This is a genomic window from Streptomyces sp. NPDC048442, from assembly GCF_040651475.1.
Classification (GTDB): Bacteria; Actinomycetota; Actinomycetes; order Streptomycetales; family Streptomycetaceae; genus Streptomyces.
This window is the reverse complement of the sequence record NZ_JBEZKB010000047.1, coordinates 1-14,922: the sequence shown is the minus strand read 5'-3', so window position 1 is coordinate 14,922 and position 14,922 is coordinate 1. Positions and strand designations below refer to the sequence as shown.

General features: G+C 71.8%; 14 protein-coding genes. 7 read left to right on the top strand and 7 right to left on the bottom strand.

The annotated features are described in order from the left end of the window. Positions 1-449: 449 nt before the first annotated feature. The gene (locus tag AB0D18_RS39300) at positions 450-1,061 is read left to right on the top strand and encodes a TetR/AcrR family transcriptional regulator (protein WP_362430399.1); all 612 of its coding nucleotides are present in this window, start codon (positions 450-452) and stop codon (positions 1,059-1,061) included. A 185-nt stretch (positions 1,062-1,246) separates the two neighbouring features. Here the strand turns inward: AB0D18_RS39300 and AB0D18_RS39295 are convergent, their stop codons facing one another. From AB0D18_RS39295 to AB0D18_RS39275, 5 genes are all read right to left on the bottom strand, one after another. Next, on the bottom strand, positions 1,247-2,230 hold the full coding sequence (locus AB0D18_RS39295; RefSeq protein WP_362430396.1) for a GNAT family N-acetyltransferase: 984 nt from the start codon (positions 2,228-2,230) through the stop codon (positions 1,247-1,249). 200 nt (positions 2,231-2,430) lie between these two features. Further along, positions 2,431-3,396 carry an SMP-30/gluconolactonase/LRE family protein gene (locus tag AB0D18_RS39290; RefSeq protein ID WP_362430393.1) on the bottom strand — a complete coding sequence of 322 codons (966 nt, stop codon included), beginning with the start codon at positions 3,394-3,396 and terminating at the stop codon, positions 2,431-2,433. Between the two features lie 167 nt (positions 3,397-3,563). Beyond that, positions 3,564-6,383 carry a M4 family metallopeptidase gene (locus tag AB0D18_RS39285; protein WP_362430390.1) on the bottom strand — a complete coding sequence of 940 codons (2,820 nt, stop codon included), beginning with the start codon at positions 6,381-6,383 and terminating at the stop codon, positions 3,564-3,566. Positions 6,384-6,557: 174 nt separating this feature from the next. Next, positions 6,558-7,787: a serine hydrolase domain-containing protein gene (locus AB0D18_RS39280; protein ID WP_362430466.1), complete on the bottom strand. Its 1,230-nt coding sequence runs from the start codon at positions 7,785-7,787 to the stop codon at positions 6,558-6,560. 128 nt (positions 7,788-7,915) lie between these two features. Continuing rightward, entirely contained in the window at positions 7,916-8,530 is a 615-nt protein-coding gene (locus tag AB0D18_RS39275) for a TIGR03086 family metal-binding protein (RefSeq protein ID WP_362430388.1), read from the bottom strand. Positions 8,531-8,592: 62 nt separating this feature from the next. On the opposite strand from AB0D18_RS39275, the gene AB0D18_RS39270 reads away from it, so the two are divergent. From AB0D18_RS39270 to AB0D18_RS39255, 4 genes are all read left to right on the top strand, one after another. Further along, positions 8,593-9,609, top strand: coding sequence for a WYL domain-containing protein (locus AB0D18_RS39270; RefSeq protein WP_362430385.1), 1,017 nt, complete (start codon positions 8,593-8,595; stop codon positions 9,607-9,609). Positions 9,610-9,675: 66 nt separating this feature from the next. Continuing rightward, entirely contained in the window at positions 9,676-10,245 is a 570-nt protein-coding gene (locus tag AB0D18_RS39265) for a WHG domain-containing protein (RefSeq protein WP_362430382.1), read from the top strand. An 82-nt stretch (positions 10,246-10,327) separates the two neighbouring features. Beyond that, the gene (locus AB0D18_RS39260; RefSeq protein WP_362430379.1) at positions 10,328-11,596 is read left to right on the top strand and encodes a GDSL-type esterase/lipase family protein; all 1,269 of its coding nucleotides are present in this window, start codon (positions 10,328-10,330) and stop codon (positions 11,594-11,596) included. A gap of 68 nt (positions 11,597-11,664) precedes the next feature. After that, positions 11,665-12,249, top strand: coding sequence for a histone deacetylase (locus AB0D18_RS39255; protein WP_362430463.1), 585 nt, complete (start codon positions 11,665-11,667; stop codon positions 12,247-12,249). 38 nt (positions 12,250-12,287) lie between these two features. Here the strand turns inward: AB0D18_RS39255 and AB0D18_RS39250 are convergent, their stop codons facing one another. Then, on the bottom strand, positions 12,288-12,806 hold the full coding sequence (locus AB0D18_RS39250; RefSeq protein ID WP_362430376.1) for a DUF1203 domain-containing protein: 519 nt from the start codon (positions 12,804-12,806) through the stop codon (positions 12,288-12,290). 175 nt (positions 12,807-12,981) lie between these two features. Between AB0D18_RS39250 and AB0D18_RS39245 the strand changes: the two genes are divergently transcribed. Continuing rightward, entirely contained in the window at positions 12,982-13,293 is a 312-nt protein-coding gene (locus AB0D18_RS39245; RefSeq protein WP_362430373.1) for a DUF6401 family natural product biosynthesis protein, read from the top strand. An 8-nt stretch (positions 13,294-13,301) separates the two neighbouring features. On the opposite strand, the gene AB0D18_RS39240 is transcribed toward AB0D18_RS39245, so the two are convergent. Further along, positions 13,302-14,132: a hypothetical protein gene (locus AB0D18_RS39240; protein WP_362430370.1), complete on the bottom strand. Its 831-nt coding sequence runs from the start codon at positions 14,130-14,132 to the stop codon at positions 13,302-13,304. A gap of 307 nt (positions 14,133-14,439) precedes the next feature. Here AB0D18_RS39240 and AB0D18_RS39235 point away from each other — a divergent pair, with 307 nt between their 5' ends. Continuing rightward, positions 14,440-14,856: a hypothetical protein gene (locus AB0D18_RS39235; RefSeq protein ID WP_362430368.1), complete on the top strand. Its 417-nt coding sequence runs from the start codon at positions 14,440-14,442 to the stop codon at positions 14,854-14,856. Positions 14,857-14,922 lie beyond the last annotated feature (66 nt).

The window sequence follows — 14,922 nt, the reverse complement described above, 5'->3', positions numbered from 1 at the left end:
GTGCCTTCCTCGTTTCGAGGGGGACAGTGACCGGCCGTGTCGAGCAGAGAGGAGTACCGGAGGCGGAGCGCGCGCTCCATGCTCGCCAGAACGGCCCCGCCCCCAGTGCGAGGTTCAGCCAGATCGGCAGGTGTATCGGCGATGCGAACGTTCCGACCCGCTGCGTGACGGGAGGAATGTGAGAGGCAGGTTCAGCGAGCTGCAACAGGTTCAGCCCCACACCGATGACAAGCAGCAACACCGATCCGATGCCGATCGCCCGGCTCAGTCCCGTCGCCCGGCTTGAGGCGCGTCGATGCGGCCCACTGCTTCCACTCCATGCTTCGCCCACCCCTTCGCACATCAGCCGCACCACCACTAGTACAGCGTGTTAGAGAAAACGTAGCACACTGTACTAGTACGGCGTGCTAGTACAGTGTGGGTCCAAGAGAAGCGAGGGAGAGCGGTGCATGGAAACACGCGAGAAGATCCTCCAGGCCGCTGCGGAAATGATCGCCGAGGACATCACGGCGAAGCTGAGCGTGCGAGCGGTCGCCGCGCGTGCGGGAGTGAGCACCGGCTCGCTGCGGTTCCACTTCCCCACCCAGCGCGCCCTGCAGGACAGCCTGCTTGCGAGGATCTACGAACACCTCCTGCCCGGCGACCCGATCCGGGACCAGGCACTGGCGCCCCGCGAACGGCTGCTGAACTGCCTGCGGCAGGTTCTCGCACCTCTCGGCACCCACGAGGACGCGCGAACCGCATGGGGCACGATCTATCGGAGCTTCATCGAACCCGAGCCGACCGAACCGGTACGTGCCGCATACCTCGCCCATGAGCGGGAGGCGGAGCGTCTGGTCGAACACTGGCTGACCGTGCTCGCCGAGGAGGGCGCACTGCCCCCGGGAGACCACTCCCGCAACGTCAGGTTCCTTCTGACCGTCCTGAACGGACTCTCGGTCGAACGCGCCCTGCCCGCCCGCGAATCCGTCCTCGTCGCCGAGACCGAGACCCTCAACGCCGCCGTCGACCACGTCCTCTCCACCGGCCCCGCACCACCCGCCGGGCCGACTCGGCCGTGAACGGGACCAGCCACCCTTCCGCACCGGTTCACCCGACGGGCAGAGGCGCGAGAGCACAGTGCGACGTGCACGCCGACTGCACGGCCACCGACACCGGCGCCAGCCGACGGCGGCCTGGGGCTGTTCGGCGGAACAGCCCCAGGGGCGGGCGCCAATGGGAGGGCTACGAGTGGGCTACGAGAGGGCTACGGGCGGGCGGAAAGCACCAGTCGGCGGGAGTCGTTGCGGTAGCCGGCGCGTTCCATGGCGGCGGCCGTGGGGGTGTTCGTCAGGTCGGTGTCGGAGCGGATGAGTGCCGCGTCGGCCTCCGCCACCAGGATCCTGGTGATCTCGGCGAGGATGTCGTCCACGTAGCCGCGGCCCCTGTGCCCGGGAAGCACACCGAGGTAGCCGACCACGGGTCCGCCGTGGTTCCGCGAGGGCAGGCCGAAGCCGACGACCTCGCCCGCAGGCGTCCTGGCGACCCGCCACCAGGACCGGTCCCCGAGCATGTGGTCCCGGTAGAACTCCACGTCGGTGCGCGCCTGTTGCTCGGCGCCGACCCGCTCGGACTCCTGCCGGGTCGTCGCGTCGAGCGTGCCCTCCAGTACCTGCCGGAACAGGTCGACGAAGACCTCGTCGTCGGGCTCGGCAGTGAAGCGCAACCGCCCCGACGACGAGGGCGGAGGCGACGACGGCTCGGGGATCCCGGCCGGCGGCGTCCACTCGTAACGCAGCCGCTCAAGGCTCCCGGGGAGCCCGGCACGCCGCGCCACCTCCTGCCGCCATTCCAGCGCCGCGACCACATCGGGTCGCTCGCGCCAGTCCCCTGGCAGGAAGATGTGGAACGCCGGCGGGACAGCGGCTCCCGCCTGTGCGTACGCCGCGTGTGCGGAGGTGAGCAACTCGGCTGCGAGCGCGGTGCGTTGAGCGAGCGTGCCGACGGAGCCGTGGACGTACACGGCGTCGAGCGCACCGGGTGTGGTCAATTCCCGGCCGCCCCACCAGACGGCGACCGCGAGCGGCGCACCGCCCGACGGGTCCTCGGCGATCCAGGTCCACTCGGGTCGGTACTGGCCGTCGGCGAGCTTGGCCCGGTAGAGGTCGGCCGTCAGCCGGCTGGCCGGGTCCGCCACGAGGAGCGGCAGGAAGCTGTCGAGATCGGACTCGACGATGGAACGGTAAATCAAGGCGTCTCCAGGATGGTGAAGAGGAGGCGCAAGCAGATCGAAGGCCGTGGTCGTTCAGCCCAACCGAGTACGTACGAGGGGGGCTTGGCCGATCCGAAGCGCCGGATTCGCGGTGAACATCGCGGCCTCCCTTCTGAGTTGGGGTCTGCACGGGGGGTGAACCCAGTTCGGTACGGGGCTGAAGCTAGCGCAGCGCCCGTTCAAGGGGCAACGGGTTTTCCTTCGGCGCCCGCGGGCACTTCGTAGATCCGTCCGTCCACGCCCGACCGGTAGAGCCTGCCCGCCGAGAAGCCGTGGTCCCCGCGGCCGTAGGTGATCTGGGTGGAGAGGTGCAGGCCGGACTGCACGGTGCAGAGGCGGTCGCCCTCGACCCGCCAGATCTGGCCCGCCGCGTGGGTGGCGATCAGCGGGCGGCCCCGGCTGTCGAGCGTGAGTCCGTCGGGCAGGGCGAGGACGTCGGCGAGGGGCGTGGAGATCCAGCGCCGCGGGTGTGCCGGGTCGTCGGCGGGGATCCGGTACAGGCCGGGCGCGACGGTGGTCTGTATGACGTAGACCTGTTTTCCGTCCGGGGACACGGCTATGCCGTTGGGCTGCGCCACCTTCGCCCAGGCGGGGTCGACCCGTCCGTCCGGGGTGACGCGGCCGATGTTCCGGCCGCCCAAAGTCGTGGTGTAGACGGTGCCGTCGGGTGCGAGGGCGACGCCGTCGATGCCGCCGAGGCCCGAGGCGTACGTGCTGACCCGGCCGGACTCCGGGTCCACCTGCAGGAGCTTCGAGCTCGGGAACAGGCCCCCGGTGGTCGAGTGCACGAGGTCGTTGCCGGTGCCGACGAGGAGTTGACCGTCGCCGCGGACGACGATCCCGCCGTTGGCGCCGATGTTCCCGGTGAGGGCGACGGGGGCGCTGCCCGGTGCGTCGATGCGGTAGACACGGCCGGTGAAGTAGGCGGTGGCGAACATCCGGCCCCGCTCGTCGACCGCGATCGACTCGACCCAGTCGGGCAGGTGCGCCACCTGGCGGGGCGGGGCCGGATCCGTGGCCTCGCAGGCGGGTGCCGCGTGGGCGGGCAGGGGCGCGAACAGCCCGGCGGCGACGGCCAGTACGGCTGCGGGGAGGACGCTGCGGGCTCGGATGCTGCGGGCTCGGAGGGTGCGGGGCAGTCTCATGTGTGTCCGTCCTGGTCGGTTCGGTTCGATTCGGTTCGATTCGGATGCGTGGGACGGGGTTCGATTCGGATGCGTGGGCGGGGGCCGGTGGTGTGCCGGCCCCCGCGGTTGTTCCGTACGGTCAAGCGCAGCTGTTCCGTACGGTCAGATACAGCTGTTCCGTACGGTCAGGCGCAGCGGCCCCTCGGGCTGGTGCGGGTCACCACGTCGGGGGTGCCGGTCGTCGCGTCCAGCCAGACGACCTGGCTGCCGGCGACCGCCGCGGCCGTCGCCTGCTCGCCGCGGTTGCAGGAGACCCGGCCCTTGCGGGTGGCCGGGGCCTGCGGGTCGCCGTTCGCCGCGAACTGGTGGAGTTTGGCGGTCGATTCGTTGCGGATCTCGGTGTCGGGGAGGTAGCTGCCGACGGTCACCGTGTCCTCCGACACCGTCAGGTCGTACGCGTTGAGCGCGTCGGGGCCGGTCTGCGGGCTGAGGTCCACCACGCCCGAGCCGTCGAGGTTGGCCCGGCGCAGTGCCGTCTTCCCCTCCGCCGTGCCCTCGTCGAGGAGCCAGAAGACATGGGTGCCGTTGATGGCCGTCGGGCCGATGCGGGTGCTGTCGGGGTACGTCTGGATCACCTTGACCGCGCCGGTCGCGACGTCGACGACCCGGGTGGTCAGCTCGTACACGGCCGCCGCGTTCACCCCCTTCCCGGCCTGGAGCGACACCCGCTCCCTCGCGTGGTAGGCGAACTTGCCGTGGCTCACCGACGGGTTGTAGGCGCGGTGGTACGTGCCGCCGCCGAACCTCACGATCTTCGTCGGGTCCTTCAGGCTCAGGTAGGCCGCGCCCTGTCGCCCGCCGTGGTTGTAGTAGGCGAAGGCCACGACGTCCCCGTCGACGTCGAGCGCGCTGCCCGTGGCCCGGCCGCTCCACAGCTTCCTGACCGGTCCGCCCGCGAGCGTCCTGGCCAGGATGTCCGTGCCGCCCGGTCCGACCGCCTGCCACACCACGGTCTTGCCGTCGGTGGCCGGATTGACGTGGTAGCGCCCGTCGTTGGGGCTCATGAGCTGCTTCTCGCCCTTGCCGTTGGCACGGCCCGCCCACACCGAGTACGGTTCCGAGCCCGCCTCGTTGGACTTGGACGCCGCCCACCAGCCGCCGCCCGCACCGAGGTTGGTGTCGGTGGTGTTGATCCGGCCGAAGAGCTTCTCGGAGTCCAGGCCGAGGGCCTGCTCCCAGCCCGGCACGATGCCGTGCGCGGTGAAGGCCCGAGCGAGGATCTTCTGCGCGGCCGCCCCGACCTTGAGGTCCTTGGCGGCGGCCAGCACCGCCGCCCGGCCCTCGGTGAAGCCGTCGAGCGGGGTGAGGTACTGGGTCAGCGCCGTGTAGACGACCTTGTCGGTGAGGGCGGCGCCCAGTTCCTTGCGCGCGTCCCAGAGGGCGCCGCCGAAAATGGTCGAGTTGAGGTGGACACCGCCGTTGTCGCCGGCGAAGCCGACGCCGATGAAGGAGCCCGCCGTGGTCCGTCCGTCGCCGAGGTCGCGCAGTGCGCACTCGCGCGGGGACTTGGTGCGGCAGAGTCGCTCACCGACGAGCCCCGAGTCGGGGTCGTTGTCGGGGACTTTGTAGGCGGCCGTTTCGACGGCGTTGCCGAAGTAGTCGGCGATGGCCTCGTTCATGGCTCCGGACTGGCCCGCGTAGACGAGGTTCGCGGAGGTCTCGACCACGGCGTGCGTCATCTCGTGGCCGACGACGTCCAGGCCGGAGGCGAGCGGCAGGTACTCCTCGTCGCCGGTTCCGTACACCATCTTCTGGCCGTCCCAGAAGGCGTTGACGTACGGCATTCCGTAACTGCTGACACCCACAAGGGAGTTGATGGTCATGCCGCGGCCGTCGAGGCTGTTGCGGCCGTGCTTGTCGCGGAAGTAGTCGTAGACCTGGGCGGCTCCCCAGTGGGCGTCGACGGCGCCCGCTTCGGTGGCTTCGGTGCCGAAGGCGGGGGTCGGGGAGCTGAACTCCTGAATGCCCTCGGGCCAGCGGCCCGACACGTCGCTCGCCCACTTGCCGCGTGCGTCCCAGGTGGAGAGGAGGTTGTCCAGCCCGTCGTCGTCCTGGGGGATGCGGGTGCGGTCGCGGAGCACGTACAGGCCGCGGGTCTCGTCGAGTTCGACGTCGAGCGCGACGGGCTTGCCGTCGAGCTTGGTGCCGGTACCCTTCTCGGCGCCGGCCCCGGCGGGCTTTCCTGTGGCGGGCTTACCGGTGGCGGGCTTACCGGCTGCGGGCTTTCCGGCGGCTGCGCGCGGCCCGGCAAACGTCTTGATTCCGCTGTACTGAAGGAGCGGATATCCGGCGCGGGCATCGACGTACACCTCGCGCAGTACGGGTTCACCGCTCGCCGGGTCGGTGCCGCGCACGGTGACGTGCTGGGTGAGGACGCCCGGCCCGTTGGGCAGGACGACGAGGCCGCGGGCGGTGCCCGTGAGCGGGGGCGCGTCCTCGTCCCCCTCGCGCGGCTTCCCCTTCCGTACGAAGTGCTTCTCGTCGAGCCCGGTGAGTACGGCGTCGACGGCACGCTCGACGGCGAGCGCCTCGCCGACCTGCGGTGTCGTGCCGGTGCGCAGTTCGGTGAAGTACTTGCCCGAGGTGCCGGTGACGACCCGTTGGCCGCCCTTCTTCTCCATCCGGACGATGTACTGGCCGCCCAGGACGGGCACGCCCCGGTGCTTCTGCTGGAGCCTCACGGTCTCCCGGCCGCCCACCGCGGAGGTTCCCGCGGGTACGAGATCACGCTCGGCGTTCGCGATCCGGTACCGGTCCTGCTTCTGGGCCAGATGGCCGCGGGCCGCCCCGGCCGCGCTGCCGGTGGCCGGGACGCTCTCGCGGATGCCCTGCACGAGGGCGGGGGCCCGGGTGTCCCGGCCCGGGACCGCCTCGCCCGAGCTCGGTGCCGGTGCCGCCGCGGCCCCGGTGGGCACCGCCGACAGGACGAGTGCGGCGGCCCCCATCAGCGCCGCCGCACCCGATATTCCGCCCGGTCTTGCTCTTCGGCCGCCGCTGCGGCCTCCGGATCCCTCAGATCTTTCAGGGTGACGCACAGTCGCACAACTCCCCTTGCTCGGTGTGCCGTTGGCTGAGCGCCACCCGGCAGGGGGACATCGAAACGGTGTTGCGCCGTTTCATCAATGGGACGGGGGTGCCAAGAGACTGCTTCCGGCCGCCGGAGTGCCGGCCGGGGCCGGGATCCGGCCGCAGAACTCGGCCTCGATCACATTGACGTAGAGCGATCCGTCGCTCAGCCAGTCACCGTTGACGTTGAAGGTCAGCTGGTGCTTCCCGTCCTGCGTGCCGACCATCGCCGACAGGGAGCCGTTCGCACGGCCGCTCTTGCCCACCACCTTCACGCCGCAGGAGAGCGTCGCGAACTCCACCCCGAGCCCGAACCCGGTCCCGTCCGGTGCCGGCACCTCCTGAAGCATCTCCTCCAGCTGTGCGGCGGGCAGCAACTTCCCGCGCATCAGGGCACGTTGGAAGCGGTTGAGGTCGTCGGTGGTGGAGATGACGTCACCGGAGGCGCCCAGCCAGGTCATGTTCTGTTCGGTGGCGTCGTGGACGGGCGCGTCGGGCTCCTTTGCGTGGAGCCGGGAGTAGCCGACGGGATGCGGCTTCGGCAGCTGCGGCGCAGTGCCGGGGAAGGACGTGCCGCGCAGGTTCAGCGGCCGGATGACGCGGCGGGTGACCTCCTGTGCGTACGAGCGGCCGGTCGCCTTCTCGATGACCATCCCCGCGAGCACGAAGTTGGTGTTCGAGTAGTACGGGTCCTTCAGGGGGTCGGGGCGCGGGGGGTACTTCAGGGCGACCGCGACGAGTTCCTCGGGCGTATGGGTGTCGTACCGGTGCTGCGGGAAGCCGGCGCCGGCGGCGTTACGGATGAACTCCGGGTCCTCGGTGTGGTTGGCGATGCCGCTGGTGTGGTTGAGGAGTTGGCGCAGGGTGATGGCGTTGCCGTCGTACCCGTTGCCCTGCACCAGGCCGGGCAGCCAGGTCTCGACCGTGTCGTCCAGGCTCAGCGCTCCCTCCGCGTTCAGCTGGAGCAGGACGGTCGCGATGAAGGTCTTGGTGATGCTGGCGCCGCGGAACCGGTCGGCCGCCGTACGCTCGCGGCCCGTCGCGGTGTCCGCGTGTCCGTACTCGCCGAACCAACGCCCCTTGTCGCTCAGGGCAGTTGCCGCGACGCCCGGCAGTCTTCCGCCGTCGACCAGATCGTGCAGGGCCGCGCGGGTCGCGCGGTGACCGTCGTACGCGGGCGGGGACGGCCGCGCCGCGTGGGCCGTCGGGGCGAGCGTGGCCGCCCCGACGGCCGTGGCCAGTGCGAGTGTGAGTGAGGCAGTGCGTACGGCCCGCAGTTTCATGGGCATGTCCCCTCCAGGTCACCCGGGGGCCGCTACCGCCCCCTGTGCTGCGAGTGACGCCGAAGTGCCGTGCCAGGGTTGATCGTTGCTGCGACGAACACCCTGGCGCCGCGGGCTGGGGTGACGGGTTACGGGCGGCGGCCGCACCACGCCACGAGACGGTCGATCTCGGGCGCGTCCGCGTCGACCTCGACTGCTTCGCCGAACGGTGCGCCTTCGCGCGTTCCACCCGGGAGCCCGCGGCGCATCGCCGAGTGTGCGAGGGCGACGACGTCCGGCTCCCAGTCCGGCTGCTGGCCGGTCGCCTTGGCCAAGTCCCATGTGTGCACGGTGAATTCGGACGTCCAGATGGCTGCGGCGGCCGCGCCGGGCAGCTTGCCGAACGGCAGGTCCAGCGTCCGGCCCAGGATTGAGGGGTCCGCCCACACGGCCTCGACCTCCCGGACGGCCGAGTCCCACGCCTGCTGCAGGCCGGCGTCCGCGAAGTCGTCGGCGACGGTCGGCATGCTCATGACGTCGCCGCCGCGCCCGGCGACGGCGATCCGGCGCAGCACGGCGACGAGGTGTCCGCCCAGGAGGCGTACGGAGTATTCGGTGCAGGGCGTCGGCGCGTCGAGCTGGTCGGGGCGGACCGCGCCCAGGGTGCGTCCGGCCAGGGCGACGGCCTTCGCCAGGGCCTGGCGGGGGTCGTCGCCCGCAGCCGGGGCGGAAGTGGACTGCGTGGTGTTCTCGGTGTGAGTCATGAGCCCATCCTGACCGCTTAAGAGGCCATCTTCTGGCCACTTTCCGAAGGAGAATGGCCGGCATGAGAGCTGATCGCCTGGTGGCCACCCTGCTGTTCCTGCAGTCGCGTACCCGCGTGACCGTGGCCGAGGTCGCCGCCGAGCTCGAAGTGTCGGCCAGGACCGCCCGCCGCGACCTGGAGGCACTGGCGACGGCCGGTATCCCCGTCTACTCGCAGCGCGGCCGGGGCGGCGGGTGGTCGCTGGTCGGCGGGGCCAGGACCGACCTCACCGGGCTGACCGCCGAAGAGACCCGCGCACTGTTCCTGCTCGCGGGCCCTTCGTCCACGACACCCGAACTCCGCACAGCACTGCGGAAGTTGGTGCGCGCCCTGCCCGCTCCCCTGCGCCCGGGGGCCGAGGCCGCGTCACGGGCGGGCATCACCGACAGTACGAACTGGTCGCGCGCCGACACCTCCGCCGCAGGGCCCCACCTGCTGGCACTCCAACGGGCCGTGGTGGACGGGACCCAGGTCCTGCTCGGGTACGCCGGGCCGGGAAGGCCCGCCGGCGTGCGGACGGTCCATCCGCTCGGCCTCGCGTCCAAGGCCGGTGCCGACTATCTCGTCGCCGGCACCGAGCGCGGCCTGCGGACCTTCCGGCTCAGCCGGGTCACCTCGGTCGAGGCAACCGGCGAAGCCGTCGTACGGCCGGATGGTTTCGACCTCGCCACGGTCTGGCGCTCGCTCGCCGCACGGATGGAGGACCGGCTGCACGCGTCGTCCGTGCGGGCGCGGGCACAGCCGGGTGCCATGGCGATCCTGGAGCTGCTGTTCAGCGGGCGCCTGCACGTCGGCCGGGTGCTCCACGACGGGTGGACGGAGATTCGGGTCGAGGGGCCGACGCCGGAGGTCGTCGCGACACAGCTGGCCGGGCTGGGGAAACGTATCGAGGTACTGGACCCGCCGGAGGCCAGGGAGCGCCTCGCACGTCTGGCGGTCGAGCTGGCCGGGGTCTACGGGCCTCCGGCCGGACCGCCGGACGGGCCTCCCGTCGGACCTCCCGACGAACCTCCAGTCGGACCGCCGGGCTCCGCCTGAGCCACAGGAGTTGCCTAAAGGTTTTAGGCGAATGCATAATGGGTGCAGTCGAAAGGGAGGTGGGTTATGGCTCGCGAAAAGCTGACCGTGGAGCGCCTGACGCAGGCGGGGGCCGAGCTCGCCGACGAGGTCGGCTTCGAGCAGGTGACCGTCTCGGAGATCGCCAGGCGGTTCGAGGTCAAGGTCGCGAGCCTGTACTCGCACCTCAAGAACTCCCACGATCTCAGGACCCGGATCGCCCTGCTCGCGCTGGAGGAACTCGCCGACCGGTGCGCCGCCGCCCTCGCGGGGCGGGCGGGCAAGGACGCCCTGACCGCCTTCGCCGACGTCTACCGCGACTACGCCCGGGAGCACCCCGGCCGCTACGCCGCGACCCAGTTCCGGCTCGACCCGCAGACCGCCGCCGCCAGCGCCGGTGTCCGGCACTCGCAGATGACGCGGGCGATCCTGCGCGGCTACGACCTGACGGAACCGGACCAGACCCATGCGGTCCGCCTCATCGGCAGCGTCTTCCACGGCTACGTGAGCCTGGAGATGGCAGGCGGGTTCAGCCACAGCGCCCCGGACTCGCAGGAGTCCTGGTCGCGGAGCCTGGACGCGCTGGACGCGCTGCTGCGGAACTGGCCGGCCCCCTGACCCGCCGTCCCGCTGATCCGCTGATCCGCTGACTTATCCGGCGACGCACACAGACTTCTCAAGCAAGCAACAGGTTGGAACGATGGACAGCACACAGACTGGTCGGCCTGGCCGGCACGACTGGACATCCACCCCTCTCACCCCCGAACTCCTGCGCGGCGCACTCGACTTGGAGCACACCGAGCACGGCGTGCTGCCGCACCGGCTGCCCGCGCGGGCCCGCCGGCAGATCCCCGACGGGCAGCTGGCCATGGCCGAGGCCCAGCCCTCCGGCGTCCGGCTGGCCTTCCGCACCCGGGCCACCGCCGTCGAGCTGGACACCCTGCGCACCAAGAACGCGTACCGGGGCGCCCCGCCCCGCCCGGACGGCACATACGACCTGCTCGTCGACGGCGAGCTCGCCGGGCAGGCCGCCACCACCGGCGGCAACGTCCTGATGGTGGACATGACCGCCGGGACCTCGGAGACCCTCCCGGGCCCGGTCGGCACCGTCCGCTTCGACGGGCTGCCCGACCGCGTCAAGGACGTCGAGATCTGGCTTCCGTACAACGAGATCACCCAGCTCGTCGCCCTGCGGACGGACGCACCCGTCGAGCCGCTACCGGCGGCCGAAGGCCGCAAGAGGTGGCTGCACCACGGCAGTTCGATCAGCCACGGCTCCGATGCCGCGAGCCCCAGCACCACCTGGCCCGCGCTGGCCGCGTCCCTCGGCGGTGTGGAGCTGACCAATCTCGGCTTCGGCGGCAGTGCGCTGCTCGACCCGTTCACCGCGCGCGCCCTGCGGGACGCTCCCGCGGACCTGATCAGCGTCAAGCTCGGCATCAACCTGGTCAACACCGACCTGATGCGGCTGCGCGCGTTCGGCCCCGCGGTGCACGGCTTCCTCGACACGATCCGCGAGGGCCACCCGCACGCCCCACTGCTGGTCGTCTCGCCCGTCCTGTGCCCCATCCACGAGGACACCCCCGGGCCGAGCGCCCCGGACTACAGCACCATCGGCGAGGGCCGGCTCCGGTTCATGGCGGCGGGCGACCCGGCCGAGGTGGCCGCGGGGAAGCTGACGCTCAATGTCGTACGGGCCGAACTGTCGCGCATCGTCGCCCAGCGCGCCTGCGACGACCCGCACCTGTACTACCTCGACGGCCGCGAGCTCTACGGCGAGAAGGACTCCGCCGAACTGCCGCTGCCCGACCGGCTCCACCCGGACGCCGCCACCCACCGCCGCATGGGCGCACGCTTCGCCGAGCTGGCCTTCGGCGCGGGCGGGGCGTTCGCGGACGACGGGGCATTCGCGGGCGGAGCCTTCGCGGCCGACGGGGCATTCGCTGCCGACGGCACGGCACCCCGGTAGCCGTGCGGCCGCCCACCGGTGACGGCCGGTCCCCCCGGCTCGTCTGGTACACCTCGTACGGCTCCAACATGCATGCGCGGCGGCTGTCGTACTACCTCGCGGGCGGCCGCCCACCGGGCGCCGCCCGCACGTACCCGGGCTGCAGGGACACCAGGCCGCCCGCCGAATCGGCGGCGGTCGAACTCGACGGCGTGCTCTACTTCGCCACCGAGTCCGCGGTGTGGACCGGCGGCCGGGCCTTCTACGACCCGGCCGCCCGGGGGCGGGTGCCGGCACGGGCGTACCTCGTGAGCGAGCAGCAGTTCTGCGACATCGCCGCGCAGGAGATGTACCGGCGGCCGGGCGGGCCCGACCTCGATCTGACCGCCGCCGTGCGCGACGGCAGAGCCGTGCTGGGGCCCGGCAGGTACGAGACGCTGGTGTGCCCGGGAACCCTGCGCGGCCACCCGCTCCTCACCTTCACCGCCCCGTGGGGCGTCGACGACGTGGCGTGGAACAGGCCGTCGGCCGCGTACCTCAGGCACCTCTGCGCAGGGCTCACGGAGACGGGCGCCTGGCCGGTGGACACCCTCGCCGAGTACCTGGCGGGGTGCCCGGGAGCGGCCGGCGGGTGGAGCGTACGGGAGATCGCGGAACTCCTGCGGGCAGCCTGAGAGGCCCCACGGCTAGGGCCTGTCCGGCGGGTCAGGCCCTAGGGCCGCCTGACCTCGAACTGGAAGCAGCCGTACTCCACCGCCCGTACGTGCACCAGCGCCACGTCCGGGTCGGCGAACGCTTCGTCGAAGGCCGCGTCGAAACCGGCCCCGGCGTCCTCCGGGATCTCGAAGAGGCGGCCGCCCACGATGTGCCCCGCGGCGTCGTACCGGCGGAGCGTACGCAGCGCTCCCGGCCGCGCGAAGGGGTACTGCCGCGACTGCCCCGGCTCCCCGCACCCGTCGGCATGGATGAACACGGGCCCCGTCTCCTCGTAGGCCCCGGGCTCGGCGCCCGTCTCCGCCGCCCAGCGGCGCAGCGGTGCGTACGAGACCAGGGCCACCCGCTCACCGGCCTCGACGGCCCGCAGACAGCAGCGCAGCGGGCTGCCCACGCAGTCGAGGCCCGCCCCGTCCTCGCGCGCGGTGAACGGCTGCGGACTGCGGCCCGCGTCGTCGACGCCGCGCAGTTCCTTGAGGGCGGCAGGGGGGACGGGCAGCACTGTGTAGGTGGTCATGGCCCAAGCGTCGTCCGCCGAAAGCCGACCCGCTGGCGGAAATCGGACACCGCGCTCGGTCCGTACTCGGGGGAGGACGGCGCACGCGACTCGGGAGAGGACGGCGCACGTGAGATGCGCCGCAATTCGGGCCTTTCGGCCAAGGCCGCCCGGCGGATCCCTTAGCGTACGGACCATGTCATGTGTCCTCACCACGGTGTGCTCCGGCTTCGAGCAGCGCTTCGCCGAGTTCGCCTTCGAGCCCGGCTTCGCCGCCGCGGTCGACCAGCACGTGGCCGAAATCCGCGCACGCCTCGGGGCGAGCAGCTCGGGACTCGAGCCGCCCGCCCCGGACCGGAGCGCGCTCGCCGACTACGCCCTCGGTTTCACCGACGCTCTGGTGGAGACCGGGTGGCGGGAGCCGGTCGCGTACGACTACGCGGTGTGCCGTCTGACCGCACTGAGCTGGCTCGTACGGCGCCACCGCCTCGTCGCTCCGCGCGGCTGAACCGCGCGTCACATGGGGTCGACGCGCTCCGGGTTCACCACGGGCTGGTTGTGCAGCGCGTCCTCGCGGCCCGCCCGGTAGGCGCCCTCGTGGGAAGCGTCGGCGGCGGGCTGCTGGGCCCGCATCCGGCTCGTCTCGGCCTCCGCCGTGTCCATCCAGCGCTCGATGCGTCCGCGCATCGGCTGGATCATCGCCCCGCCGACACCCACGATCAGGATGCCCGCGACGGCGGCCAGCGCGGCGATCAGGACGGGCTGGGTCACGGTGGTCGCGATGCCGACCTGGCCGAGGGCCGCGATCACACCGAGTGCGACGATGACCGCCCAGACGAGCCTGGCCACCATCGGCCCGTACGAGGCTGCCGAGAGCACGCCGGAGACGATGCCGCGCACGGCGTTGGCGATGGCCATCGCCACCACCACCAGGACGAGGGCGATCAGTGCCCTCGGGAGCCAGGCGACGATCCCGTCGATCATCCCGCTGACCGGGTTGGGCCCGAACACGCCGAACGCCAGCTGCAGGGTGACCAGCAGCAGCGCGTAGTACACGACCTTGCACACCAGTGAGGTCGCGTCGTACTTGGAGTTGTCGAAGATCCGGGCGGACCCGGCCCGTTCGCTGAGCCGCTCGAAGCCGACCTTGCGCAGGACCCGGTCGAGCACCCTGGCGATCAGCTTCGAGACGAACCAGCCGACCACGAGGATCACCAGGAAGCCGGCGAGCTTCGGGACGAACTGGGCGACCTTGGACCAGGCATCGGAGAGGCCCTGCTGGAATTCCACCGCGAGCGCGGTGTCCGCAGGGAGGGAGAACTGAGCTGGAACCTGGGCTGAGAGCACGATCAGACCTTCCGTCGACGCGTTACTGCTCCGCGCTGCTTCTTTGCGCTGCTTCTTCGCGCTGCTTCTCTGAGTCGTGCCTATCAGCGCCCAGCCGCGCGCGCCTGCGGCCACCGCCCGCACACCGCCGAACGGGTGACGGTCGCGGGCGCCGCTCGCGGCCCGTGGGCCGGTCGGGGGAACTCCGGCATGTTCGCGGTACGGGACGGACCGCACGTCGCACTAGTGGTGATAGAGGCGCGGTTCCCGCACAGCAGTCACTCGGGGCAACGGAGCAACGAGGCCGCGCGCTCGACGGAGGTTGGCCATGCGTTCCACGCGTTCCATACGTTCCCTGCGCGCCCTCACGGGTCTCGCTCTCGCCGGTGCCGCTCTGACCCTGTCCGCGCCGCACGCGCAGGCCGTGTCGCCGAGCTGCCAGAAGGCGCTGGACGACGCGGAGATCGCGCAGCGGAACTTCGACACGGTGAGCAAGGACCCGAACACCTCGCCGGAGGACAAGAAGAACGCCGAGGACGAGGCCAACATGACCGCGTCCACCGCCCAGCGCTTCTGCAACTCCACGGACCCGGCCGTCACCGGTCCGGTGCGCGCCGGAGTGGGCGGTTCCCAGGGCGGCGGCACCGGCCCCACCGAGATCGTGGGCGGCACGGCGCTGCTCGCGGCGGGTGCGGTCGGCGCCGTCCTGGTGGTACGCCGCCGTGCGGCGGCCGGCCGGAACTGACGATCCGGCCGCGGGGGGGGGGGGGCGCGGCCCGCCCGGCGGCCGGGGGGGGGCCCCCGCGGGCCC

Coding starts and splice junctions, on each gene's coding strand:
- AB0D18_RS39300 (WP_362430399.1), top strand. CDS start 450: ATGGAAACACGCGAGAAGATCCTCCAGGCCGCTGCGGAAATGATCGCC.
- AB0D18_RS39290 (WP_362430393.1), bottom strand. CDS start 3,396: ATGAGACTGCCCCGCACCCTCCGAGCCCGCAGCATCCGAGCCCGCAGC.
- AB0D18_RS39285 (WP_362430390.1), bottom strand. CDS start 6,383: ATGGGGGCCGCCGCACTCGTCCTGTCGGCGGTGCCCACCGGGGCCGCG.
- AB0D18_RS39280 (WP_362430466.1), bottom strand. CDS start 7,787: ATGAAACTGCGGGCCGTACGCACTGCCTCACTCACACTCGCACTGGCC.
- AB0D18_RS39275 (WP_362430388.1), bottom strand. CDS start 8,530: ATGACTCACACCGAGAACACCACGCAGTCCACTTCCGCCCCGGCTGCG.
- AB0D18_RS39270 (WP_362430385.1), top strand. CDS start 8,593: ATGAGAGCTGATCGCCTGGTGGCCACCCTGCTGTTCCTGCAGTCGCGT.
- AB0D18_RS39265 (WP_362430382.1), top strand. CDS start 9,676: ATGGCTCGCGAAAAGCTGACCGTGGAGCGCCTGACGCAGGCGGGGGCC.
- AB0D18_RS39260 (WP_362430379.1), top strand. CDS start 10,328: ATGGACAGCACACAGACTGGTCGGCCTGGCCGGCACGACTGGACATCC.
- AB0D18_RS39255 (WP_362430463.1), top strand. CDS start 11,665: ATGCATGCGCGGCGGCTGTCGTACTACCTCGCGGGCGGCCGCCCACCG.
- AB0D18_RS39250 (WP_362430376.1), bottom strand. CDS start 12,806: ATGACCACCTACACAGTGCTGCCCGTCCCCCCTGCCGCCCTCAAGGAA.
- AB0D18_RS39245 (WP_362430373.1), top strand. CDS start 12,982: ATGTCATGTGTCCTCACCACGGTGTGCTCCGGCTTCGAGCAGCGCTTC.
- AB0D18_RS39235 (WP_362430368.1), top strand. CDS start 14,440: ATGCGTTCCACGCGTTCCATACGTTCCCTGCGCGCCCTCACGGGTCTC.